Genomic DNA, 23,909 nt, shown 5'->3' with positions numbered 1-23,909 from the left:
CCAGCCGTGCAGCCGCAAGCCTCTGCCGCAAATGTCGGTTGACGCCCTCATCATTGGCGGAGGTCCGGCTGGATCGACTGCCGCGGCCCTGTTGGCCGAACGAGGGTTGCAGGTGATTCTGATTGAGAAGTCCCGGCACCCGCGCTTTCATATCGGCGAATCCCTGCTTCCAGCCAATCTGCCCTTGCTGGATAGGCTTGGCGTGGCCGACGAAGTTCAAGCAATTGCGATGGAAAAATGGGGTGCGGAGTTTGTGTCACCGTGGCACGCGCAGAAATCGCAAACGTATGCCTTCGCCGACGCCTGGAACAAGTCCATGCCGATGGCTTATCAGGTCAGGCGATCGGAGTTCGACCACATCCTGATTCGCAACGCCGCACGAAAGGGCGCACAGGTCATGGAGGGCTGCGAGGTGCGCGACGTGCAGTTTGCCGCGGACGCACAGCGCGCAATCGTCAGTGTCGCGCACGAGGGCGGAAGCCAAGTGGAGTGGAGCGCACGCTACGTCATTGACGCTTCGGGACGCGACACCTTCTTGGCAAGTCGCCTCAAACTCAAGCGTCGTAACCCGAGGCACAACAGCGCCGCACTCTATGCCCATTTCACCGGGGCGCAATGGCACGCTGGCAAAGATCAGGGAAACATCTCGATTTTCTGGTTCGATCATGGCTGGTTCTGGTTTATTCCGCTGGCCGACGGTACGACCAGCGTGGGTGCTGTCGTCTGGCCCTATTACCTCAGGACGCGCGACACGTCGCTTGACCAGTTCTTTGCCGACACCATTGCGATGTCCCCCGAACTGTCCGAGCGACTGAAGGCGGCGACGCGGGTGTCCGAAGTCGAGGCTACTGGGAATTTCTCATACAGCAGCGAACGCACACATGGGGCGGGCTACCTGCTCATTGGCGACGCCTACGCTTTCATCGACCCGGTGTTTTCCTCCGGCGTGATGTTGGCCATGCAAGGCGGCTTTATTGCTGCAGAGACGGTGGAGACCTGCTTGCGCCAGCCCTCGCGAGCGAAGCAAGCCTTGCTCCGGTTCGATCGCGCGATCCGCTTTGGCCCGCATGCGTTTTCCTGGTTCATCTACCGCGTGAACCACCCCACCATGCGCGACATGTTCATGGAACCCCGCAACATCTGGCGGGTCAAGGAGGCGCTATTGTCGATGTTGGCTGGTGACATTTTTGGCAGTACGCCGATCTGGAACGCTCTTCGCCGGTTCAAGGTCATCTTCTACTTCTCTGCATTGCACCGTCCGGGCCGGACATGGCGGGCAGCGCGTCAACGTCGGCGCCAGATTTGCACGCAGCCGTTGAAGGGTGCAGGCGACCGATGACGGTTTCGGCGGGCTGGAAAGGCCTGGGGAGGCGACAAGACCTGTTGCACGGGGTCTATGGCGCGACAGCTTCCGATTCTGCACTGCCGTTGCCTGTTCGGCCGTGTGCGTTTGCGGTATGGCACGCGCATACAGCCAGGCAAGCGCTCTTTTCAATTGGACTGCACGAGGGCGTTCCGTGTTGATCGGGGCGGCGTCAGGACAGCCGATGTAGCGTTTCTCGAGGTGACCATGGACCGTGAGGGCAGGGTTGCCATGCAGGGATCGCGTCTGGCAGATGGCTCACGATGGAGGCCAGGTCAGGCTCGGGTCGCGCGCTCAAGACCCCAGCTGCGATGCGCCGCGCCGCCAGGGCCGCGTACGCCGGCTGTGCTGTGCAGGCGCTGGGCTGTCCTGCGCGATTGCGCTGTTCCTTTGCGGCACGCGTGCTGCGAAGAAAAGGGGGTGCGGGCGCGAGGCGGCGGGAGAAACTTTGCATGGCTGGATGTCAATCCAGTTCGTTGACATCCTCCCCAGCGTGAACGCTGGGGATTCCTAGTTCTTGCGAAGCCAGGTTCCTGCCCTGAACGTCCTTGCTGGCCGCGTTCATGTTGCACCTTTCGGCACCTGACAGGCGTGAATTCCCGCGAGCCCCGCGGTACTGTGAAGTTGCGCCATGCCGGCCGCAAGCATGTTGCGGGCAGCATTGACGTCTCGGTCATGCTCGGCGCCACAGCCAGGGCACGTCCAAGAGCGCGTGCTCAACGGCAGAGACTCCAGGGTGTAGTCGCAGCAACTGCAACGCCTGGAAGTCGGCAGCCATCGGTTGACGACTTCGAAGGCACGCGCATAGAGCGCTGCCTTGTACTCCAGCATGGAGCGCAGTTCCCGCCAGCCCGCGTCTTGAATGGCGCGGGCCAGGTTCGGGTTCTTCACCATGTTGGAGACTGCAAGGTCTTCCACGCAGATCGCTTGGTTTTCGCGAATGAGCTTGGTGGAAACCTTGTGTAGATGATCGCGCCGGGCGTCTCGCACCGACGCGTGAATTCTGGCAATGCGTCTGGCGACCTTCCAGGCGTTGTTCGAGCGCGGGATGCGCGTGCCCTTCGGGTCGCTCTTGCCCTTGAGGCCCATGGATGCCTTGGCCGCTTCGCGCTTGCGAGCGAGCTTGCGTTGCCAGCGCTGAATGCGCGCGAGCTTTCGGGCCAGATGCCTGGGGTTATCAATCGCCTGTCTGTCACTGGTGACAGCCAGGTGTGCAAGACCCATGTCGATACCCACGACCTTCTCAGTCACAGGCAGCGGGAGCACGTCGACGTCCACCAGGATGGACACGTGGTAGTGCCCTGCGGCGTTGCGTGTGACAGTAACACTCGTGGGCTTGACATCTTCGGGCAGTGGTCGGCTCCAGCGCACGTCGAGCGGCGCGTCGTGCTTGGCCAGGGTGAGATTGCCATCCCGCAGGGTGAAGCCGTTGGCCATGTAGCTGGCAGCTTGCACGCTGTCACGCTTGGACTTGAACCGCGGATATTTGGCGCGTCCTGCGAAGAAATTGGCGAATCCTTTGTCCAAGTGACGCAACGACTGCTGCAGCGCCACACTGGAGACCTCATTCAACCAGACCCTTTCGGCGTCTTGTTTGAGCAACACAAGGCGCTTTTATATCTCAGGCCTGAACGCCGGAGTTTTACGAGGGGACGGATAAGATGTCGCGATCACCGCGCTCGATCGTTGCTGGGCCAAGGCCCGTTCGGCCCGCTAGAGTTTCGACGTAAGCCTCATGTGAAACGTCCGCAACGTCGCGCAGAAGCGTGCGCAGCGCCGGCGCAAGAAGTGGTCAAACTGCCTAGCTGTCGATGGCCTTGTGAGCGACTCGCAACAGAAAGCGGGCGCACTGCGGGTTGGATGGCCCTTGTCGGAGGTGGGAAGGAGAGGCTGGTTCGCAGCGCCTTCGTCCAGAGGCGCGGGCCGGGACAGGAAGACAACCGTGTGCGCGGAGGCGCTTTTTATATTGATACGAAATCCATGTTCAATAGTCGCATTCTTGCTGCTTTGACCAGTTTGGCACTGGGCGCTTTGCCGGCGTGTGCCCAAGCGGCCCAAATGCCGCTCTGGGAGGCAGGTCTGGGTGTCGGGGCGCTGAGCTTCCCCGATTACGTGGGCTCCGACCAACAGCACACCTACATCCTGCCCGTGCCCTATTTCGTCTACCGTGGCCCGATCATCAGAGCTGACCGCAATGGCGTACAGGCGCGACTGTTTGGCAGCGTGCATGCCGACGGATATCTCAGCCTTGGCGCCTCGCCGCCTGTCAACAGCACCGACAACCGCGCACGCAGCGGCATGGCCGACCTCAAGCCCATGGTCGAATTCGGCCCGGCGCTGAAGGTGCACTTGTGGGTGTCTTCCGCGCGAGGCATGCGCCTTGACTTTCGGGTTCCGCTGCGCGCGGTATTCACCGTAGAGTCCCATCCACGCGAAGTCGGGTGGCTGCTGGCGCCCGTGCTGAATCTGGACCTGGCCGACGTGGCTGGCATGCAGGGGTGGAACCTCGGAGCGCAGGCCGGACCCATTTTCGCGGACCGCAGCTACACCCAGACCCTCTATGGCGTGGCACCATCCGATGCCACGCCGATTCGGCCCGCCTACAGCGCACACGGTGGTTATGCTGGCAGTCAGTTCACTTTGGCCCTGAGCAAGCGTTTCGCCGGCTTCTGGGTAGGGGCGTTCACTCGCTACGACAATGTGTCCGGTGCGGTGTTTGCCGACAGCCCGCTGGTGCGACGGCAGCACAATTTGTCTGCGGGTATCGGCATTGCCTGGATCCTGGGGCAATCGTCACAAATGGTTGAGAGTCATGAATGATGATGTGATGCGCGCGATGCCGTTGCAGGGATACCTTCGGACCGTGCGGGATGCGTTGCGTCTGTATTTCGGGCTGGGGATGCTCGGGGTTCTGGGTTTCCTGTGGTCGCTGCTTGCAGCGCCGCTTTATTACATTCTGCCGCGCCGGTTCGGGATTGCGCTCGGACGCTCGCTTGTCTACCACGCATTTCGCTTTTACCTCCGCACGCTCGCAGCCATCGGTGCCTGCCGCTTCGATCTTTCGGCGCTGGACGCATTGCGGGGGCAGCCGCCAATGATCATCGCGCCCAACCATCCATCGCTGATCGATGCGGTGCTTGTCATCTCACGCGTGCCAGGACTGGCGTGCATCATGAAGGCAAGCATTCTCGACAACCCATCGCTGGGCGCTGGCGCGCGCCTGGCGCGCTACATCCGTAATGATTCACTGCGCAACATGATCACGCTCGCCGTGGCTGACCTGCGCCAAGGCCACCACCTTCTTCTCTTTCCCGAGGGCACGCGCTCCACACGTCAGCCCATCGGACCGGTGCGCGGAAGCGTCGGGCTTATTGCTAAGCAGGCGCAGGTTCCGGTGCAGACCGTGCTCATCGAGATGGATTCCCCTTTTCTTGCCAAGGGATGGCCCTTGTTTCGTCATCCTCGAATGCCCGTTACCTATCGCCTTCGCCTGGGGCGCAGGTTTGCGGCCCCCCAGGACGTGCAAAAGTTCGTAGCCGAACTCGAGGCCTATTTCGACAGTGCGCTGGCTGACGCAGGTCTGCCCTTATCGCCGACGCGAGCCGAGGACGATGACTGAGACATCGCTGGAGACAACGCAAGGCAAGCAGCCGGGACCTTCGCCCACGCATCTTGTACTCATTCCCAGCTACAACCCGGGCGCCAAGGTTTACGACACCGTGCGTGCGGCGCGCGCGCACTGGGCGCCGGTCTGGGTGATCGTGGACGGTAGCACGGACGGAACCGCCGAAGGCCTGCAGACGCTGGCTGCAGGCGATCCCCAGTTGCGTGTGATGATCCTGCCCAGGAATCGAGGCAAGGGCGCCGCCGTTCTGCAGGGCCTGGACGCTGCCGCAGCTGCGGGCTACACGCATGCGCTGACCATGGACTGCGACGGGCAGCACCCCGCTGCCCGGATCGCCAGTTTCATGGCCGCGTCGCAGGAGCATCCGAACGCCATGGTGTTGGGCGTGCCGGTGTTCGACTCCAGCGCGCCCAATCTGCGTGTGCAAGGGCGCAAGGTATCAAATGCCTGGGCCAATCTGGAGACTCTGTGGGCCGGCATCGGGGATTCGCTCTACGGGTTTCGCGTCTATCCGGTCGAGCCCCTGCGCCGGATCATGCACCATCAATCATGGATGCGTCGCTTTGACTTCGATCCTGAGGCTGTGGTGCGACTGAGTTGGCGCGGCGTGCGAGCGATCAACCTCCCCGCGCCGGTGCGCTACCTGCGCCCCGAGGAGGGCGGGGTCTCACACTTCAAGTATTTGCGCGACAACGCGCTTCTCACCTGGATGCACACCCGGCTTTTGATGGGCTTCCTTCTGCGGTTTCCGCTGTTGCTGTGGCGGCGATTGATCATGCGGTGAGGCGCCAAGGTCTGCATGGCTGAGACGGCGCGCGGCCTCATCGCACATGCGCTGCGGCGCAGGTGCAGCAGAGATCCGTTGGGGCGCCCCGGGATGTCAGATGATCCCGCCGTTGATGGACACGATTTGGCCACTGATATACGCGGCATGATCGGAGGCGAGAAAACCCACCAAGTCGGCTACCTCCTCGGGTCGGCCAGCGCGCTTCATCGGGACCATGCGCGCGATGGACTCGGTGTCGAAAGCACTGGCGCTCATGGCTGTGGCGATGATGCCAGGGGCTACGGCGTTGACCGTGATGCCGCGGCTCGCCACCTCGAGGGCGAGCGACTTGGTGGCCGCGTGCAGCGCGCCTTTGGCCGCGGCATAGTTGACCTGGCCACGGTTGCCAGTGATGGCAGCCACCGAGGTGATGTTCAGGATGCGGCCCCAGCGGGTACGGATCATGGGGAGCATGAGGGGCTGGGTGACATGGAAAAAGCCGTTGAGGCTGACATCAATCACATGCTGCCATTGCGCAGCGCTCATGCCAGGAAATACGGCATCGTCGTGGACTCCAGCGTTGTTTACAAGAATCTGGATGGGGCCGTGCGCAAGGACGTCGGCAATGGCGGCGGCCGTGGCGTTGGGATCGGTGAGGTCAAAGCACACGGCCTGCGCGCTGCAACCCTGCTCACGCAGCGCGGCGGCCAAGGCGTCGGCACGGTCGATGCCGCGGTTGGCATGCACGATGACGTGGCAGCCGTCAGCAGCCAAGCGTCGGCAGATGGCGGCGCCGATCTCTCCGCTACCGCCCGTGACCAGGGCACGGCGGGAATGCGCGAACGCGGGTTTGCTCATGATGTGGTCCAGACGTCGGGGATGGACGCTGTCAGGCCAGGTCCGTCGACGTTGGGTGCATGCACATCGAGCATGACCGTGGCCTGGCCTTCGATCAGCACGCGTTCTTCGGCGCGCAATTCGAACGTATAGCGCAGCAGGTCGGCATCGGCCGCATGGCAGGTCGCGCGCACCAGGAGCTCCATGGCAATGTTGTCGAGTCGCGCCACATGGCAACGCACGTCACGCGCGCTAATCAGCATGCCGGGATGCGGCCCGGTACCCGGCCCACCGGACGCACGAAGCGCACCATGCACGGCCATGGCCTGGGCAGCATATTCGATTCCACAGGCCGCGCCCAGTCGGCCGTATTGGCGCAGCGGGTTGGTGGGACTGCGGTGGCTTTGCGCGGTGCACAGAACATGCCCCGCATCCCATGCGCGCACCCTATCGAGTAGGCACATCGTGCCCTGATGCGGAATGCGCCCAGCGATCCAGTCATGGTCGAGCTGCTGGCCATGCAAGGTGGCAACGTTCAGCATGGCGTGATCTCGGTAGCCAGCGTCTGGCCAGGCAAGTAGTCCAGGTGTACGGACCCAGCAGCACGGTGGGCCAGTGCATGAAGAAGGGGCAGGACGCGCGCGGCGGGTATCGTCTGGCGCATGGTCTCGAGAAGCGGAAGGTCCAGCGTATCGGCAGCCGCGTCGCTGCATGGCGCCGCCGCATCGATGGCAATGCGGCCGAGACTTAGCGGACCCGGACCCGGATGCGGGGACAGGACAAGCGCGACGCCCAAGCTGTCCGGAATGGGGCGTACTGCAAGCAGTGGCTCGGGATAGTCCGTGTCGTAGGCCAGCAGCAGCACCGGCGCCTGCGTCAATACCACCTGGGCGAGCGCCTCCAGCAGGCCGGCAGAAAAACAACCGTCATAGGCGCACAGCACGGTCGAAGGCGCCATGGCGCCCGTGGCGATGCCCCAGTAGCCGGATGCGGCGTTGTGCACCGAATTGTGAAAGCGCGTGGGGGAGAGCAGCCGATCGTTCGACGCCAGAGCTGCACAAACGGCATGGCAATTGTGACTGTCGCCCCCGGATGAGGTGAACACCGTGGCAAGTTGTGCCGGATCCAGCCCTGCAGCCTGTGCCGCCTCGAGCCCGACGGCCAAGGCAAGCTTGACCACCGCTGCTGCGCGTCGCCGTTCCGCCGCATGCAAGGTTTGCGGCATGGGAAGCATCGTCCTTTGCGGGGTGTAAGCGGCTTGCCCGCGCAGCACGGAGCTCGTCTGTGGCCAGCCCGCAAGGCCAGGCCCGAGCAGCCCCACGCCGTCAACCCATGCCTCAAGCAGGGCGGCGGGTGTCGTGGCGTGGTTCATTGCAGTTGCCTCGCGCTTTGCAGGTTCACGTGAAGAAGATGGCCGCGCTCTGCCGAGCAGATATGTCGAAGGCTTGCGCTCGGGCCCTCGGTGTTTTGCTCCATTCTTTGCAAGGGTTCGACCCTTTCCCCAGCCGCGCGGGGGCTCATGCCGGTCCCCCCACGCCGAACACCAGGCAGCAATTGGTGCCGCCGAATCCGAAGGAGTTGCTGAGCACCCGGTGCGGTGTCTGAGCGCGGGTTTGCAGCAGGTAATTGAGCGGGCCGGCGGCAGCCGTGATTGCCGGGTCCAGGACCTGCGTGCCAGCGCTTCCAGGCATGAAACCATGGCGCAGGGCAAGTGCGCAGAACACGGCCTCGACCGCCCCCGCGGCGCCCAAGGTATGGCCAGTGGCACCCTTGGTTGAGCTACACGGCGTTTCAGCGCCGAACAACGCAGCAACGGCACGGCCCTCGGCTAAGTCATTGCTGGCTGTCGCAGTGCCGTGCAAGTTGATGTAGTCGATATCGCCGGGATTCAGGTGCGCCTGGGTAAGCGCCTGCTGCATTGCCATGCGCGCACCCATCCCGTCCGGATGGGGCGATGACATGTGGTGGGCATCGCTGGATTCGCCTGCGCCGAGGAGCCATACGGTGTCGGGAGCAACGGGATGTGCGACGCGCTCCAACAAGGCGAAGGCGGCCGCTTCGCCGATGGACAAGCCATTGCGTTGCGCGTCAAACGGACGGCAGGGATCGCTGGACATCAGTTGCAGTGAGTTAAAGCCATAGAGCGTGGTCAAACACAGACTGTCGACACCGCCGACGACAGCGGCATCGATGGCGCCGCAAGCCAGCAGGCGCTGGGCCGTGGCGAAAACCTTCGCGCTGGACGAGCAGGCCGACGAAATCGTGTAGGCCGGCCCGCGCAGGCCGAGGCGCTCGCGCACATAGGCAGTGACCGAATACGGATTGTGCGTCTCGGCATAGCGGAAGGAGGCGGGTAAGGCGCCTGTGGCATCGCGCTCACGGTAGGCCCGTTCGGTCTGCAGAATTCCAGATGTGCTGGTGCCGATAAAGACCCCCACGCGGTGCGGACCCACGCGTGCCGCGGCTTGCTGCACGGCTGCGGCGAATCCGTCTTGATACAGGCCGAGTTCGGCCAAGCGGTTGTTGCGGCAATCGTAATCTTGCAGGGCTTGCGGCAGGCGCACTGCATCCACGTCTGGCACGGCGCCGGTCCAGGCTGGCAGGTCGAACAGGTCGAAGCCTTCGGGGCGCAGCCCGCTGCGCGTGCCAAGCAAGGCGTCGAGCGTGGGCGCCAACCCATGCCCTAAGCAGCTACTGACCGTGTAGCGCATGAGCGCCATGGTCGGCGGTGTCGTGGTGGACATGGCGGTCAGACCTCTGCCCTTGCGGCCCAATGCCGCCGCGCAACGCGCTCTTGTCTGGCGCTAGATGCCGTGGCGGTCGGGTCTTTGCGGGCAACAAAGACAACAGCGGCGCTTGGCGCATTGACGCGGCCGACCCGAGGGACGCGCTCCGTGTCGCCCATGCGAGGAAGTTCAATACCGTGCAAAGCGGCAGACTCATGCAATATGGCGAAGGCGCCTTCGCTGCGCAGTCGCCTTGGGGGCGGCATTTGGGAGATCATGGGGCGCTGGGCGCAGAGCAGCCCTCGGATGGGTGGTTGGAGAACAAGATGACCGCCGTGCCGCAGGCTGCCGAAGACCAGCTTGCCTGGGTGGCTAAACCTGACGACGCGCCGAGCCAAGCGCAAGCCAATGCGATTGAACGCAGGGCCGGCGCTGGGCGGATAGGAAAGGGATCGATTTACGCGCATGAAAAGGCTTGACGCAAGGTGACGGGGCGCAGCCCGAGGCTAGCGATGGAGTCCAACAGGCCAGGCAGCACTTCGAGAATGACGGGTTGCCCCGATGCGGTGCGCGCGGCATGGCCATCGTGCAGCAGCAGGATATCGCCCGCGCGCATGCCATGCCGCAGGCGATGCAGAACCCTCATTGGATCACGTTCGCGCGTATCAAAGCCGCGCCGCGTCCAGCTCGCCAGCTGAAGGCCGAGGCGGCTGAGAACCAGGTCGAGGAAGGGGTTGCGCAGCCCGGCTGGAGCGCGGAAGAAGGCCGGTGGCTGTCCGGTGATGCCAGCCAGCGTGGCCTGGGCGGCCTGCAACTCGCGGAGAATGCGGCGAGGACCGGACAACGAGAAGCTGTGGCGGTGACTGTGACTGTGATTTTCCACGGCGTGGCCGCGCCGCACGATGTCACGGCACAAGTCCGGGTGGGCACTGGCGCGCTCGCCGATGCAAAAAAATGTGGCCTTGGCGTTGTGCGCGTCAAGGATGTCAAGCACGCCTGGCGTCACGAGCGGGTTGGGCCCGTCATCGATCGTCAGCGCGATTTCGCCGCGCGCCACGGCTGTGTCGGGCAGACGTGTGTGGTTGGTGCCGAGAAGTTTGCTGCGCGGCCACAGCCCGGCGCCGGCGAGCACCATGTGGTTGACCGCCAGGATACTCAGCCCCCAGGGCCATAGGGTGGGCTGAACGACCACGGCGCCGAGCACGAGCGGGTGCAGGATTAGGGACCCCGCGACGAGCGGCGCGGGCCGCCAGCCGGCGCCGGTCGCCGGCTGAGGTGCGGGGCTGGACACTGGCATGCGGGTTTGCTCTTAGACGGCAGCCGGTGGCCGCGTGGGGGTGGACGGTGAGGCCGACAGTATGGCGGAAAACACCAGGGCCAGCAGCACGCCGGGGCCTACCGTCATCCCCAGGGCTTGCAGAACAGGCACGCCGGACAAGGCCAACGGCCCGAAGCCGAGCACAGTGGTGAGATTGGCAACCAGGAGCGAGGCCAGCGTGCGCGGCGCAATGCCGCCATGTTGCGCGCCCTGATCGAAAAACAGCGCGTAGTTCGAGCCGACTGCGACGATGAGCATGAGGCCAATGAGGTGCAGCAAAGTCAGTTGCTGTCCACCCAGCAGCAGCCCGGCGCCGACTACAAGTACCGCGCTCAGGAGGGGAGCAAGCACGCGTAGCGTGCGAGATGCGGAGCGCAGGCTGACCACGAGCAGTGCAGCAATGCACGCCAGGCCCGTCAGCGATAGCCAGGCTGCAGTGTGCAGGTAGTTGTCGTAGAGGCTGTTGCTGAGCTGGCCAAGGTTGATGTAGCTGGCTGGAGTGCCAGCCAATGCAGCGCGCACCTGCGCGCCATCGATGCTCCGGTTGGCCTGGGCATGCAGCGGCAGCACGGCCAGCCAGCGTCCATCCGTCTGGCGAAGCAGCATGCCATCGAGGGCCAGCGCAAAGGAGGTCTGCGCCAGCTGCCTACGCGTGAGCAGGCCCTGCGCGCGTGCAGCCTGCACATCGTGCACAAATGGCGCGAACAATCGGGCGCTGACCGGCAGCCCGACGATGGCCTGCTCCAGCCTGCGCTGCAGAACTTCCGCATCGGGCAGCGCTGCAAGACGGCGGCGCTGGGTGGCTGCACTCGGAAGGTACCGGTCTGGGCTGTCGAAGCCGGTGATGACGCCGCGGGCCACCAGATTTTGCAGGCGCGGGCCCAGGGCCTCGGCCGCAGTCAGCGCAGCTTCTGAACTGCTACCTTGGACGACCACAAGGTTGCCTGCATCGGGCGCGCCGAGCTGGCGGCGCAGCTGAGCATCCAGCTTCAGTGCATCAGGGGTCACGGGGCTGAGCGCGGCGAGTTGCGTATTCCACAGGGCATCGCGTTGCACGATGAGCACGCCGCAGGCAATCACCACGGTGACGCCAAGCAACCAGCGCAGGCGCCGCAGCCCTGGCAGCCGCGCTGTCAGGTACGCGCCGAACGGGGCGAGCTCGCGCATCGACAGGCGCGCAGGCATCAATTGCGGCAGCACAAAGCGCGTGACGAGCGCTGCGGCGAGCAGACCCGCGATGGAATACAGGCCAAGCTGAGCCAGACCGGGGAAGCCCGACATCAGCAGCGTGGCAAAGCCAAACACCGAAGTCAGCATGCCCAAACGGATGGTGGGCCAGAAGCTCTGAAGCCAGAGGGTACGATCGGCGACGGAGGGCTGAGTGGACTGCACAAAGAGGTAGATCGCGTAGTCCACCGCCTCGCCCATGAGCGTTGTGCCAAAACCCAGGGTCACGCCCTGCACCGCGCCGAAGCCAAGGCTGACGGCGGCGATGCCGGCCAGCACCCCCGACAGCACCGGGAGCAGACCCAATGCCAAGACCGTCGGCGAACGATAGACGAGCAGCAACAAGCCGACGATGAGCACGGCGCCGAGGAGCGAAACGCGCTCCACCGCGCGCTTGATCAGCGCTCGCGACTGCACAGCGAACACTCCCGGGCCGCTCATCACCAGCGTGGCCTGCCGCGCGTCTGCACCGCCCTGACGCTGCGCCTTGGCGAAGTCGTCGCGGATGGTCGTCATGGCTTCTTGCATGGCATCGGTGTCGGTGCCCTGCGCCCGGGTTTGCACCAGCAACAAGGCGCGCGGCGCCCCAGCTGCGGCCCATACGCCGTGGTCTCGCTTGGGCCCCTGGCCCGGCGAAAGACCCTGCACGAGGGCCAGCAGCGCGCCGGTGGGGTCCGTGGGGAGAAGCGCTTTGAGGCTTTGCCCCATGGGCGAGGCCAGGCGATCGATACTGTTGGTAATGCCGCGGTGCAGCCCCTGGACGCTGAACTGAGACGCAGTATTGGGCGACAACACGTAACGGTACTGGAACAGCAATTGCTCGTCGCGTTGTGCGTTCAGGGGTTGGCCGTTCTCCACGGCGACGAAGGCGGGATCCGCGCGCAGGCGTGCAGCCATCGACTTCGACAGATCAGCGCGTGTCGCGGCGTCAGACCCGTCAATGCCGACGAGGATGAGCCGTGAGACCAGGCCGCGGCGAAGTTGGTCCACCAGGATACGCTCCTGGGCCGTGGGCGCCTGCGGCAGGAAGGCCGACATGTCCGCAGCGAATCGACTCTTGACGATGACGACCGCGCAGGCCAGCAGCACGGCCAGCCACAGCAGCACGGGGACAGCCGCGCGCCGGTTCATGGCGAAGCGGCAGGGTGGATGTGCATGACGGAGCGGTCACCGTCGGCCTGCTCCACGGTGACCGTTTGCACGATGCCTTCAATCCCGCTGATGCGGATGTCACTGATGTGCTCATGCGCCTTGACGTCGCGCGGAACCAGGGTGAGGGTCCATTGCGCGGCCTGGCCATCCAGGGTCAGGTCGTAGTGGCGTTGCAGGGAGTCAAGGTCGCCGTTGAGTGTGGCGCGGATGCCGTCGATGAGGGTGGCGACGTCGGGATGTTCACGCAGGTCGAACTGCTGCGAGTGTCCGCTTGCTTCCATCGTGAGCTGATTGCCCATCAGGGTCAAGGTCTGCCGCCTGGGCTTGAGCGTGCGCACCTGCAGGAAGTCCGGTGCCGCGAATCGCAATTCGCCAGATGACTCGATGGGCTTGTTCAGCATGGCGAGGGTCTTGGTCTCCGTGAAATCGGCGCGGCCACCATGATGCTGGACCAGTGCCTGCATCAGCGTCTGCAGATTCCACCCGGCGGCCAGTCCACCAATCGCCCACAACAGTGCTGCGCCAGCCAGGCCGGCGCGGAGGCAAACGCTAAGTAGGGATAGCAGTTTCATGGCGTTTCGGGCTTTGCGGGGGGCGCTGATGGTTGCGCACTGCCGCTCCAGAAGTCGAAAAAATTGAACCAGTTGTCGGGCTCGCGCTCGCAATGGGCCTGCAGGCGTTGTACATACGTCGCAAGCGCTGCATGCTCGGCCTCGCTGCGGGCTCGCCGGTCTGTGTTGGAGAAGTCGGCTAAGGATTCGAAATGCACGTCGTAGCGATTCCCTCCACCGTAGACGCCGAGAGCCATGACGACAGGTTTGCGCAGAAGAGCGGCGATGCGCCAGGGGCCAGCGGGCCAGCGTGCGGGCTCGCCGAGGAAGGGTACGCACACGGTTTCGTCGTCGTGCAGCGAGCGGTCGGCCAGTATGCCGATGATTGCGCCATCATCGAGTGCATCGCGCAGGCGAAGCATCGACTCGGGGTGGCCGAGCGCAATGACGTCATGTTCGGCCAGGGGATTGATCGCCTTGAGGGCGGCATTGATCTTGCGCGCGTTGCCCTCGTACATCAGCATGCACACACGCAGGCCCGGGCGCTGGTGTGAAATGGCACGCAGGACCTCAAAACTGCCGAAATGAGCCCCGACCATGAACACGCCTTTACCACGGTTCAGTGCCGCCTCGATGACCTCCTGCCCATGCACACGGATGCTGAAGAGGTCGAGACGACCATTGAGCAGATAGACCCGGTCGTGAATGGTCGAGGCAAAGCTGAAAAACTGGCGGAAACTGTCGCCTATGCCTGGTGCACGCCCGAGCGCACGCGCGAGGTATTGGCGTGAAGCCCGTCTCGCCGCGGGGGCGAACACCAGGAAGTACGCGGCGATGCCAGACAGAACGACACGTGCCGCGCGTCGCCCCAATCGCAGAGAAATCCAGGTCATGATGCGCAGCATCAGCATGTTGCTGCGTTCGGGGTTCTGTACCCATTGAGCCTGCCGGCCGGGCGCGGAAACGGGGGGTGGCCCTGGCGCGGCACCAGCTTGTTCCCCAGAGGGTGGAGGTAAGCGCGTGCTCATCGAACGGATCCATCGGCCACGCGCAGGCGGCCGCGGGCGACCACACGCGTGCCGGCGTGCAGGCTGAATGTCACGAGCCCCGAGCTCGCGCTGTCTTGACGCAGTTCCAGCGTCTCGCCGGGTACCACGGGCGAGAAAAACTTCACCGATGCAACGTCCCACGCGCTTTCTTCAAGGCCGCAGCCTAGGCACACGGCATGCACGACACTGTCGAGCAGCATTGCTCCCGGCGTGATGGGACTGCCGGGAAAGTGTCCCGCATAAACAGGGTGCTCGGCAGGCGGTGCTGTCAGCAATTCAGTCGGCATGGCTGTCATCGTCGATGAGATGTCGTGCAGGTGCACGTGTGGCCAACGCGGACAAAGCGGCGCGAGGGAGTTTGCCCGTCGCATTGCGCGGCAAGGTGTCGACAAAAACCAGCGGTCGCGGCATGAATGCCGGGTCAAGGCGTTCGCGCAGCGCGTCGCGCACTACGGCGGGATCAATCGCGGGAGCGACGACGAAGGCCATCAGTCGGGCGACGGACCCGCCCGCGCCAGCGTCGGGCATGAAGAACGCGCCGTCTTGCACACCGGGGATGCTGGTGAGTTGATGGTTGAGGTGAGCCAGAGAGCTGCGCTTGCCGGCGATGTTGATCATGTCGGCGCCACGTCCGTGCAAGAGAAAACGCCGATCGTCGACGATTTCAATGACGTCGTGCAGCACCTGTGCTTGGGCGAGATGTCCACCCGTGACTCGTACGTGGCCGTCCGGTTCGGGCTCCAGGCGCACACTGGGGAAAAGTTCCCAGACGTCGGTGCGCGCCGTGCGGCGGGTGGCGATCTGACCGGTTTCGGTGGAGCCGTAGATCTCCACAAGAGGGGCGTTCAGGTGGCTCTCGGCCTGTTGTGCCAGATCCCGTGGCAGCGGGGCTGTGGCTGACAAAACCAAGCTCAAGGGGGGGATGTGCACATGGGCCGCAAGCAGTGCGCGCAGATGCACGGGCGATGTGACCAGCATTCGCGGAGCGCGGATACGCGTTAGTGCGGCGGCAACATCGGCTGGATAGAACGGCTGCTCGGCGCTCATGGCCACGCAACCATGCAGTGCAATGAGCGCTGTCGACTCGAAACCGTACATGTGCTGAGGGGGAACCGTGCCCACCAGAGCATGGGCGCGGCCGTCGCGAAGGCCCAGGCGCAAGGCGCCGGCCTGCACGCACTCAGCAAGCGATCCCCAGGTCTTTGGATGGGGCACCGGGGCTGCGGTGGATCCGGAGGTGAAGACGTGCGCGACCACACGGTCGGCTTCGATGTGCGGCATGTTCACCATGGCAGTCACTCCGCAACCGGCGCCGCGATCGGCGTACGCGACCCGCGGCAGTTGGATGCCATCGTCATGGTCGCTCAGGCAGAACGCATCGGGGGCAAGGTTGTGCAGCTGACGGATCGATTCGGGCGTGCGTGTTGACGGCAGGAGGCTGATTTTGCCGGCGGTGACCGAGGCGCCGAACCCCACCAGAAAGCGGTAGCGGTCTTTGCAGACGTTGAGGACATGGCCGTTCGCCGGAAGGCGGCTTGCAAGGGATTGCACGTCAAGCAGGAAGTCGCGCACTTTCACGGCCTGGCCGTCGCGCCAAGCCAGTATGTCGTCGGTGGACAGCCAGGAGACGAGCGGCAGTTGCATCAGAATCGAAGATGGGGCACACAAGGCCTTGCGACGCTTGGGTGCGTGGGTGGAAAAACGCAGGTCAGCGCGTCTGCGGACCGATGGCTGGCTGTAACGGCACGGTTGGGGCACTGCCATGTCTGCGATAGCGCATGAAGGCCGCCACGGCCTGCAGGGGGCCGGTGCGCTCGTGCGCGGGAAGCGCCAGAACCCGCACGGCGTACTCGCCGACGAACATGGCGGCCACAAGCGGCGCGACCAGCACGTTGGCGAACAAGGACCATACCGCTGGCGCGGCCATGAGAAACAGGGCGGTTGACACCAACGCCATGACGGCAAAAAAGACAGTCCAGGCCCATGTCAGACCATGTGTGTAGCGCGATGTGCGCACGGAAATGTGGCCATCGTGCGCCAAGAGCGCAAGTTGCGTGATCAGGGCCACATGGCCACGCCGCAGGCTGCCGCCAAAGAGGAGGGCAAGCAGGGTCATCGGTCCGGCGCTTTGGACCAGGTAGCCCCAACGGTAGTGTTGGAGGAGTCCATCGCGAGCAAACCACAGGACCAGCGCCGCAAGCACCACGAAAGCAAGGGCACGGATGCGACGCAGCGACTTCCGGGCCATCCACGCGCCGCCCAACAACAAGGGCGCGTAAGCGAGTCCAGCACCCAGCAGGGTGGGGCGGGCCGACCGGGCGCAAATATAGCTTGCCGCCGCATAGATCACGCTTGCTGCGGCGATGAAGGCGCCTTGCATGACAGCGCGCCAGCGCATGTCAATGTGTCCGGTGGGCGGCCACGTAATTGGCCAGGCTGCGCAGGGAACTAAAAATCTGCTGGTTGTTCGCGTCGTCGGCTCGGAGTTGTACGCCAAAATTCTTGGACACGACCAAGGCAAGCTCAAGAATGTCGATCGAATCCAGCCCCAGGCCATCGCCATACAGCGGTGCATCAGGGTCGATCTCAGCGGGGGCCACCTCGAGGTTGAGTGATTCGATAATCAAGCCCGCCAAATCGCGTAGAAGCGCGGGTTCGCTGGTTAATGCAGGTGTTTGTGGCACGGGCATGGCGCCAATAAGTCGTGGAAAGTATGCACAATGAGCCCCGCGATGATAAAGGAACCACCCGGCTCCGCCATTTCAGCCTGGAACCGCAGCGCGGCTTCTCTGAAGGAGCCAGGCCTTTCGAGTCCCTGCTGCGCATGCGTCAAATTCACCGGAGCGGGCGCGAGCTTCACTCCGGGAATTGGGCCGAGTGAGCGTTACCCCGTTTGTTCAGCGATCGTCATCATCATCGTGACGGCGATGCCAGGCGCGGCGGTAACCCCAATAGGGGCGCGTGTCGCGCATATAGCCGCCATAGGTGACATAGCCGGGGTTATAGATGACCCGCGGCGGCGCATACACCACCGGAGGCGGAGCGTAGACCACGGGGGGCGGTGCCACGTAGACCGGGGGCGGCGCCACGGGGTAGACGTTGCCAAAATTGGCCGCCACTCCGGGCGTGCCCACGCCCAGCGACCAATAGACACCATCCGCGTGGGCGGAAGGCGCCAGGGCGGCAGACGCCGACAGGGCCAAGGCCAGCAAGAATGTGCGGATCATGAGGTTTCTCCAAATGAGACTGCATACATGGCGTCCATAACGGGATGGAGATGGGCGGAGCCGACAGTGCTTGCCACGTATCTGTGACTAAATGCAACATCGCGGCGAGATTTCAAAGGTCTTGGCCCACAAGCTCAACGCATTCACAAGAGCATCGGGTTCGATGACCGAGGCGCAATCTATCATTGAGACGGCTGGTCCAGGGCCTGCGCAAGTGGTGCTCAGGTGTGATCATGGCCGCGCATGCGCAACAGTCGAGACCAGCGGTGTTGCGTGGCGCGCCTTTAAAGATGTGGCAGGGATGCAAACCGGCGGTACCCAGTTCGGTTCGCTTGCGCCAGATGGCAGCCCCATGGGACCAATGGCCTGCCCATGAGCCGCCGATAAAACACGGGATGAGGAATCGTTTATGCCGTTGTCGAACTCGAGCGCGTCACCAGCGACCCCCGGCGCAACAGAACTGATGTTGAGGACGTTGAAAGTTCTTCGGTCTCATTTTTGGCTCAAAGCCGTCGGAACGTCGTCGTTCATGCTGGTATTTTTTGTCGTCTACTTTTATTTGCTCAAACATCCGGACGGCCATGTGACGACGATGCCCCTCACGGCAGTTGATCGCTGGATTGGGTTCCAGCCGTGGGCCTTGCCGATCTATTTGTCGTTGTGGGTTTATGTTTCCTTGCCGCCTGCCTTGATGGCGTCGCGAAGCGACATCATCGGTTTTGGCATGCGCATCGGCGCCTTGTGTCTGGTTGGTCTGGCGGTGTTCTATGTCTGCCCGACCAAGGTTCCGCCCGTGGCGATCAATTTTGCGCGGCATCCGGATTTTTCAATCCTCAAGGGTGTCGACGCGGGCGGCAACGCCTGTCCGTCACTGCATGTGGCCACGGCCGTATTCGCTGCATTTTGGCTCGATCGGATGGCCCCAGGGTTGGGCTTTGGCACCCGGATGCGTCGCATCAACGCACTTTGGTGCGCGGCCATTGCCTACTCGACCATTGCGACCGGGCAGCACGTGGCTGTCGACGTGCTGGCCGGGGTCGCGCTGGGCGCAACGGTGGCCTGGATCACCAGGCCGCGCCTTCTTCGTCAATCCGAGGGAAATCTCAGCGAGCGCGTGAAGGCCGCGCCGTGATTGAGGCGGCGACCGCACAATCGGTGTGCTTTGGCATGCTGGCGAGCGACCTGCCGGCGCACCAGGCATGTGGACATGCGGGCAAGCTGCGCGCGCGACGCGCCCGCAGGGTGTGCCCGGCGCCACGCGTTTGGCATCACCGGTCTTTCTGCAGCGACAGCAGGCTTGCGCCGCGCGAATGCGTTTGATGGAGAATAGGGCGTTTCACACAGACCGGGCAGGTGCTCGGCCTGCGTTTGGCCCCAGTTCCCATGCAGCCCACGGATTCCACCAGCCCCAAAGCATCCAACTTCCTACGCCAGATCATCGAGGCCGACTTGGCTAGCGGCCGTGATGCCGGCCGGCGCTTCGCCGGCACTCCAGGTGATGCGCAAGAGCTCGCCGATGCCCCACTGGACACGGCGCGCATTCGCACGCGTTTTCCGCCAGAGCCCAACGGCTACCTGCACATTGGCCATGCCAAGAGCATCTGCCTGAATTTCGGGCTGGCACAGGACTATGGCGGTGTGTGTCATCTTCGCCTGGACGACACGAATCCCGAGAAGGAGGACGAGGAGTACGTGCAGGCCATACGCGATGCAGTGCGATGGCTAGGCTTTGATTGGGTGGTCGGCGGCGTCAATCATGAGTACTTTGCGAGCGATGACTTCGACTTCATGTATCGCGGCGCCTGCGCGCTGATCAAGGCAGGGTTGGCCTATGTGGACGAGCAGTCGCCTGAGGACATGCGTCGAAATCGTGGCACGCTCACCGAACCCGGCGTGAACAGCCCCTGGCGCGAGCGGCCGGCGAGCGAAAGCCTGGAACGCTTTGAGGCCATGCGCGCTGGCAAGCATGCCGAGGGCAGCATGGTGTTGCGCGCAAAGATCGATATGGCAGCGCCCAACATCAACTTGCGCGACCCGGCCATTTATCGCATCAAGTTCGCGCACCACCATCGCACGGGCGACCGCTGGTGCATTTACCCGATGTATACCTATGCGCACCCCGTTGAGGACGCTCTGGAGCGCATCACCCACAGCATCTGCACCCTGGAGTTTGAGGACCAGCGGCCTTTCTACGACTGGGTGCTCGCCCAGCTTGCCGACCTTGGCCTGTTGGCCCGCCCGCTGCCGCACCAGCACGAATTCGCGCGTCTGAATTTGACCTACGTTGTCACCAGCAAACGCAAGCTCGCTCAGTTGGTGAATGAGCGCTATGTCGACGGATGGGATGATCCGCGCTTACCGACAATTGCCGGGCTGCGACGACGCGGCTACACGCCGGGTGCTCTTCGTCTTTTCGCCGAGCGCATCGGCGTGAGCAAATCCGACTCGTGGATCGATGACACGACCCTTGACGGCGCGCTGCGCGACGACCTCGATCCCCAGGCGCCGCGAGCCATGGCCGTGCTGGATCCTCTCAAGCTTGTCCTGACCAACTGGGACGCCGTCATGGGCAGCGGGGTGCTCGATGACTGCCACGCTCCGGTGCACCCGCATCACCCCGAATGGGGTCAACGTCACTTCAAGCTCGGTCCCCAGGTATGGATCGAACGCGGGGATTTCGAGCAAATTCCGCCCAAGGGGTTTTTCCGGTTGTTTCCTGGTAACCGGGTGCGCCTCAAGTACGGCCATGTCATCGAATGCACCGGCGCGACCTTCGACGCGCATGGCCAGGTCACCGAAGTCCAGGCCGTGCTGGTGCCCGACACCAAGAGCGGAACACCCGGGGCAAATGCGGTGAAAGTCAAGGGCGTGGTTACCTGGGTGGGCGCAGCCGACGCTGCGCCAGCGCAGGTGCGCTTGTACGGCCGACTGTTCACTCAGCCGCAGCCTGACGCTGGGGGACGCGACTTTCTCTGCGTGCTCAATCCCGATAGTCTGCGCGTCGTTTCTGGGTGGGTCGAGCCGAGCGCGGCGCAGGCGCCTTGCGGTACCAGCTTTCAGTTCGAGCGGCATGGCTATTTCGTGACCGACCTTCGTGACCACGCGCCGGGGCGGGCTGTGTTTAACCGCACGACAACACTGCGCGACGGGCGCGCAGGCTGAGCGCGCAAGCTACGCGGATCCTGCACTTGGCCATGACGCGTCTCGGCCTCCGCACGCTTGGTGCGCAGCTCACCGCGGGCTGTTCGTCGCCTGCGGGCGCGGCGGATATGGCTAGCCAAAGCCTGTCCGAGCAGGGATTTTGCATGTTGCAGCCGGACGCGCTGGCGAAGTTGTGTGAAGTGCCAACCGGTGCGTGTGCGGCAGCTGCGTCGTTTTGGGAGGCGTTGCCGCCTGACGGCTATTTAAGGGATGGTGGACATTACCGTAGCCGTCGCCACGGCAGTTTTATCCAACACCTGGATGCTTCGGGCGCTGCCCCGGATCTGGAACAGATGCCGCAGCGTGCCCATTACCAGCCCTCCACCTTCAACGCGCTGCACGGTGGTCTTGTCCGGTGGTACCCCCCATTGGATGGGCAACTCGTGGCCATGCCGTGCTTCCGCGCGCTGGTCACGGGCTTGGGGCGTGTGTTCGCCCGGCAGCGACCCGTTCGACAGTGGTTCGTCGAGGCGCACCAGTTCCGTATCGATACCCATGGTGGCGTCGGGCGCCCGACACCAGAGGGCGCGCATCGCGATGGCGTGGATTTCGTGGGCGTTGTCTTGGTGCAGCGCCACGGCATTCGCGGGGCGGAGACGCGCGTGTTCGAGCTCGACGGACCCTACGGAGTGCGCTTTACGCTTGACCAGCCCTGGAGCGCTCTGCTGATGGATGACACGCGCGTCATCCACGAAACAACGCCCATCACGCCGATTAATGCAGACGCTTCGGGCTGGCGCGATACTTTGGTGCTGACGTACCGCGCCACCGGCTTCATGGACCCGCCAGGTTAGGGCGCGCCAGACCCATAAACGGATCTGTTGCGGTTGGCCGGCGGCGCGCTGTGCAGAGGGCACGCTGACTGCAAGGTGCCAGCCATCGCGGCATTGGCGCATTGCCTACGCGGATACACCGGCACCCGTTTGGCCGCGCCAGGCAATTGCGCCAACTCTCTGGAGCCCGCGTTGCAATGGCAGGCCATGCGCTGCGCGCGGTGGAGCGCAGTTTTCGCATATGCAGGGGTTTTATGCCGGACCTCAAGAGAGCGATCGCGCAGAGCCGCCCAACCGATCGCCGTCTACGACAGTTGAGCACCTGCAAAGCGGGTTGCATCGTGCCGGGAAGGCCGATTTCAATCGCTTCTTTTGCGACGCTCGCTGGTAGCGTCAGGCAAGGGAAAGCTCGCACGGCTTATGCTTCGCTGCTATTGCCGGCATTAGTCGGCGACAGTGACTTAGCCTTTGGAGCCCACGCATGACCGCACGCATCCCCGCCACACTGATCGCCGGCGACGGCATTGGTCCCGAAATCATGGCCGCCACGCTGACTGTGCTCGAGGCGCTGCAGGCGCCGTTTGACTGGGATGCCCAAGTCGCCGGTCTCGGTGGGGTGAACACGGCAGGCGATCCGCTGCCGCAAGCCACGCTGGACAGCATTCGCAAGACGCGTCTGGCGCTCAAAGGCCCGTTGGAAACACCTTCTGGCGGTGGATACCGATCGAGCAATGTGCGATTGCGCGAAGCGTTCAAGCTCTACGCGAACATGCGTCCGGCCAAGACTCTGATTCCGGGCGGCCGCTTCGACAACATCGACCTGATGGTTTTCCGCGAGAACGTGGAGGGCCTGTACATGGGCTATGAGCATTACATCCCCATCGACGACGACCCGCATGCAGTGGCCATCGCGACCGGCGTCAATACGCGTCAGGGGGCGCGGCATATTCTTGACTATGCGTTTCAAACCGCGATCAGCATGGGGCGCAAGAAGGTGACGGTGGTGCACAAGGCCAACATCATGAAGGCGCTCACAGGGATTTTCCTGGAAACCGCGTACCAGTTGCACAAGGAGAAATACGCGGGGCAAATCGGCCTTGACGACGTCATTGTTGACGCCTGTTGCATGAAACTTGTGATCAACCCCTGGCAGTTCGACACGTTGGTCACAACCAACCTGTTCGGGGACATACTGTCAGACCTCGCCGCCGGGCTTGTTGGCGGCCTAGGCATGGCCCCGGGGGCCAATATCGGACAAGACGCCGCAATTTTCGAGGCCGTCCATGGCTCGGCACCCGACATAGCAGGCAAAGGCATTGCCAACCCGATTGCATTGATGCTGGCAGGGGGCTTGATGCTCGACCATGTCCGCCTCCATGACAAGGCGCAGCGCCTGCGCCAAGCGATCTCCGAGACCCTGAATGCGGACGGGGTGCGCACAGGCGATCTCGGCGGCAAGGCAAGCACCAAGGACTTTACCGACGCGGTTGTCGCGCGGATCCGCCATAGCTAAATGTTGGCTGGTCACCCTTACCTTATCTACCACCGCAGATAGTAGGCCTTGCTTCCGGTGTGCACCTTGATGGTTCGGGCCTGACCATCGTGCCGCCCCTCGATCGTGTAGGCGCCAGCGGGGACCTTGAGGTAGCACAGGGGCCCTTCGGCAGTGAATTGGGCCACAATTTGGTTGCCTTTTTTGATGGTGACCGGAACGTCGGCGAGATATGCCCCGCGCGGCCCCTTGACCATCCAAAAGCCAAGATTGAACTTTGTCGCTTGGGCCTGGAGTTGTTGCCGTGAGCCCTCGCCAACTCCCCCGCAAAGGTACTGGATGGACATGGGGCCTTGGGTATGGACCGGTTTTGCGGCCACGGCGAATAAAGGAAGGGCGCACGCTGTGGCGAGAACCGCAGCAGTTTTTAGAAATGCCTGCTTATAGGGCATGATGGGCTCCTTGTGTCTGAAGATTGATGCCAAGGCACTCGCGCTGCGCGGTTGCTCGTTCGCTGGGGCGCAAATTTGCTCTGACCCGTGCGATTGGATCCGCTTGCTGCAGAGGTTGTTCCTCGCAAGGAAGCGGCAGGGATCTTTCCA

The 23,909-nt window shown here is 63.6% G+C and carries 24 protein-coding genes; 9 read left to right on the top strand and 15 right to left on the bottom strand.

The window, feature by feature from the left end; translation table 11 throughout:
- Nucleotides 1-31 precede the first annotated feature (31 nt).
- The gene (locus CD04_RS0115055) at nt 32-1,339 is read left to right on the top strand and encodes an NAD(P)/FAD-dependent oxidoreductase (RefSeq protein WP_051849500.1); all 1,308 of its coding nucleotides are present in this window, start codon (nt 32-34) and stop codon (nt 1,337-1,339) included.
- A gap of 585 nt (nt 1,340-1,924) precedes the next feature.
- On the opposite strand, the gene CD04_RS0115045 is transcribed toward CD04_RS0115055, so the two are convergent.
- Nucleotides 1,925-2,968: an RNA-guided endonuclease TnpB family protein gene (locus CD04_RS0115045; protein ID WP_051849325.1), complete on the bottom strand. Its 1,044-nt coding sequence runs from the start codon at nt 2,966-2,968 to the stop codon at nt 1,925-1,927.
- Between the two features lie 375 nt (nt 2,969-3,343).
- On the opposite strand from CD04_RS0115045, the gene CD04_RS0115040 reads away from it, so the two are divergent.
- From CD04_RS0115040 to CD04_RS0115030, 3 genes are read left to right on the top strand one after another with little or no spacing between them, the layout of a single operon-like run.
- Nucleotides 3,344-4,183 carry a MipA/OmpV family protein gene (locus CD04_RS0115040; protein ID WP_031408214.1) on the top strand — a complete coding sequence of 280 codons (840 nt, stop codon included), beginning with the start codon at nt 3,344-3,346 and terminating at the stop codon, nt 4,181-4,183.
- Nucleotides 4,176-4,982 carry a 1-acyl-sn-glycerol-3-phosphate acyltransferase gene (locus tag CD04_RS0115035; protein WP_031408212.1) on the top strand — a complete coding sequence of 269 codons (807 nt, stop codon included), beginning with the start codon at nt 4,176-4,178 and terminating at the stop codon, nt 4,980-4,982. Before CD04_RS0115040 ends, CD04_RS0115035 begins: the two co-directional genes overlap by 8 nt.
- The gene (locus CD04_RS0115030) at nt 4,975-5,772 is read left to right on the top strand and encodes a glycosyltransferase family 2 protein (protein ID WP_051849324.1); all 798 of its coding nucleotides are present in this window, start codon (nt 4,975-4,977) and stop codon (nt 5,770-5,772) included. Before CD04_RS0115035 ends, CD04_RS0115030 begins: the two co-directional genes overlap by 8 nt.
- A 96-nt stretch (nt 5,773-5,868) precedes the next feature.
- On the opposite strand, the gene fabG is transcribed toward CD04_RS0115030, so the two are convergent.
- The 4 genes from fabG to CD04_RS0115010 form a co-directional block, all read right to left on the bottom strand.
- Nucleotides 5,869-6,612: a 3-oxoacyl-ACP reductase FabG gene (gene fabG / locus CD04_RS0115025; protein ID WP_031408208.1), complete on the bottom strand. Its 744-nt coding sequence runs from the start codon at nt 6,610-6,612 to the stop codon at nt 5,869-5,871.
- Complete coding sequence (locus tag CD04_RS0115020; protein ID WP_031408206.1) at nt 6,609-7,133, bottom strand: hypothetical protein; 525 nt, start codon at nt 7,131-7,133, stop codon at nt 6,609-6,611. Before CD04_RS0115020 ends, fabG begins: the two co-directional genes overlap by 4 nt.
- Entirely contained in the window at nt 7,127-7,963 is an 837-nt protein-coding gene (locus CD04_RS0115015) for a beta-ketoacyl synthase chain length factor (RefSeq protein ID WP_031408205.1), read from the bottom strand. Before CD04_RS0115015 ends, CD04_RS0115020 begins: the two co-directional genes overlap by 7 nt.
- Nucleotides 7,964-8,108: 145 nt before the next feature.
- Nucleotides 8,109-9,335, bottom strand: a complete 1,227-nt coding sequence (locus tag CD04_RS0115010) for a beta-ketoacyl-[acyl-carrier-protein] synthase family protein (protein ID WP_031408203.1) — start codon at nt 9,333-9,335, stop codon at nt 8,109-8,111.
- A gap of 179 nt (nt 9,336-9,514) precedes the next feature.
- On the opposite strand from CD04_RS0115010, the gene CD04_RS0115005 reads away from it, so the two are divergent.
- Entirely contained in the window at nt 9,515-9,796 is a 282-nt protein-coding gene (locus CD04_RS0115005) for a hypothetical protein (RefSeq protein WP_231480656.1), read from the top strand.
- On the opposite strand, the gene CD04_RS0115000 is transcribed toward CD04_RS0115005, so the two are convergent.
- From CD04_RS0115000 to CD04_RS24850, 9 genes are all read right to left on the bottom strand, one after another.
- Nucleotides 9,775-10,614, bottom strand: coding sequence for a polysaccharide deacetylase family protein (locus CD04_RS0115000; protein ID WP_081858040.1), 840 nt, complete (start codon nt 10,612-10,614; stop codon nt 9,775-9,777). The two genes, CD04_RS0115005 and CD04_RS0115000, sit on opposite strands and share 22 nt — an antisense overlap.
- A 12-nt stretch (nt 10,615-10,626) precedes the next feature.
- Entirely contained in the window at nt 10,627-12,993 is a 2,367-nt protein-coding gene (locus CD04_RS0114995; RefSeq protein ID WP_031408197.1) for an MMPL family transporter, read from the bottom strand.
- Nucleotides 12,990-13,586, bottom strand: coding sequence for a LolA-related protein (locus CD04_RS0114990; RefSeq protein ID WP_031408195.1), 597 nt, complete (start codon nt 13,584-13,586; stop codon nt 12,990-12,992). Before CD04_RS0114990 ends, CD04_RS0114995 begins: the two co-directional genes overlap by 4 nt.
- On the bottom strand, nt 13,583-14,593 hold the full coding sequence (locus tag CD04_RS0114985; protein WP_051849323.1) for an acyl-CoA synthetase: 1,011 nt from the start codon (nt 14,591-14,593) through the stop codon (nt 13,583-13,585). The genes CD04_RS0114990 and CD04_RS0114985 overlap by 4 nt, the downstream gene beginning before the upstream one ends.
- Complete coding sequence (locus tag CD04_RS25340; protein ID WP_038168444.1) at nt 14,590-14,901, bottom strand: hypothetical protein; 312 nt, start codon at nt 14,899-14,901, stop codon at nt 14,590-14,592. The genes CD04_RS0114985 and CD04_RS25340 overlap by 4 nt, the downstream gene beginning before the upstream one ends.
- Nucleotides 14,891-16,258 carry an AMP-binding protein gene (locus CD04_RS22075; protein WP_369792844.1) on the bottom strand — a complete coding sequence of 456 codons (1,368 nt, stop codon included), beginning with the start codon at nt 16,256-16,258 and terminating at the stop codon, nt 14,891-14,893. Before CD04_RS22075 ends, CD04_RS25340 begins: the two co-directional genes overlap by 11 nt.
- A 64-nt stretch (nt 16,259-16,322) precedes the next feature.
- On the bottom strand, nt 16,323-17,012 hold the full coding sequence (locus tag CD04_RS22070) for a hypothetical protein (protein ID WP_051849322.1): 690 nt from the start codon (nt 17,010-17,012) through the stop codon (nt 16,323-16,325).
- 1 nt (nt 17,013) lies between these two features.
- Nucleotides 17,014-17,304 (bottom strand): phosphopantetheine-binding protein, encoded by a 291-nt coding sequence (locus tag CD04_RS0114970; protein WP_031408189.1) that lies wholly within the window; start codon nt 17,302-17,304, stop codon nt 17,014-17,016.
- Between the two features lie 207 nt (nt 17,305-17,511).
- Entirely contained in the window at nt 17,512-17,841 is a 330-nt protein-coding gene (locus tag CD04_RS24850) for a hypothetical protein (protein WP_038168443.1), read from the bottom strand.
- 529 nt (nt 17,842-18,370) lie between these two features.
- Between CD04_RS24850 and CD04_RS0114950 the strand changes: the two genes are divergently transcribed.
- From CD04_RS0114950 to CD04_RS0114935, 4 genes are all read left to right on the top strand, one after another.
- Nucleotides 18,371-18,973, top strand: a complete 603-nt coding sequence (locus CD04_RS0114950; RefSeq protein ID WP_231480655.1) for a phosphatase PAP2 family protein — start codon at nt 18,371-18,373, stop codon at nt 18,971-18,973.
- 251 nt (nt 18,974-19,224) lie between these two features.
- Nucleotides 19,225-21,003 (top strand): glutamine--tRNA ligase/YqeY domain fusion protein, encoded by a 1,779-nt coding sequence (locus CD04_RS0114945; protein ID WP_031408181.1) that lies wholly within the window; start codon nt 19,225-19,227, stop codon nt 21,001-21,003.
- 32 nt (nt 21,004-21,035) lie between these two features.
- Nucleotides 21,036-21,836 carry a 2OG-Fe dioxygenase family protein gene (locus CD04_RS0114940; RefSeq protein ID WP_231480654.1) on the top strand — a complete coding sequence of 267 codons (801 nt, stop codon included), beginning with the start codon at nt 21,036-21,038 and terminating at the stop codon, nt 21,834-21,836.
- 460 nt (nt 21,837-22,296) lie between these two features.
- Nucleotides 22,297-23,328: an isocitrate/isopropylmalate dehydrogenase family protein gene (locus tag CD04_RS0114935; RefSeq protein WP_031408178.1), complete on the top strand. Its 1,032-nt coding sequence runs from the start codon at nt 22,297-22,299 to the stop codon at nt 23,326-23,328.
- A 26-nt stretch (nt 23,329-23,354) separates the two neighbouring features.
- Here the strand turns inward: CD04_RS0114935 and CD04_RS0114930 are convergent, their stop codons facing one another.
- Nucleotides 23,355-23,759, bottom strand: a complete 405-nt coding sequence (locus CD04_RS0114930; RefSeq protein WP_038168438.1) for a hypothetical protein — start codon at nt 23,757-23,759, stop codon at nt 23,355-23,357.
- Nucleotides 23,760-23,909 lie beyond the last annotated feature (150 nt).

Origin of the sequence: Thiomonas sp. FB-Cd (assembly GCF_000733775.1) — a bacterium.
Classification (GTDB): domain Bacteria; phylum Pseudomonadota; class Gammaproteobacteria; order Burkholderiales; family Burkholderiaceae_C; genus Thiomonas_A.
This window is presented reverse-complemented; position numbering and strand designations above follow the sequence as displayed.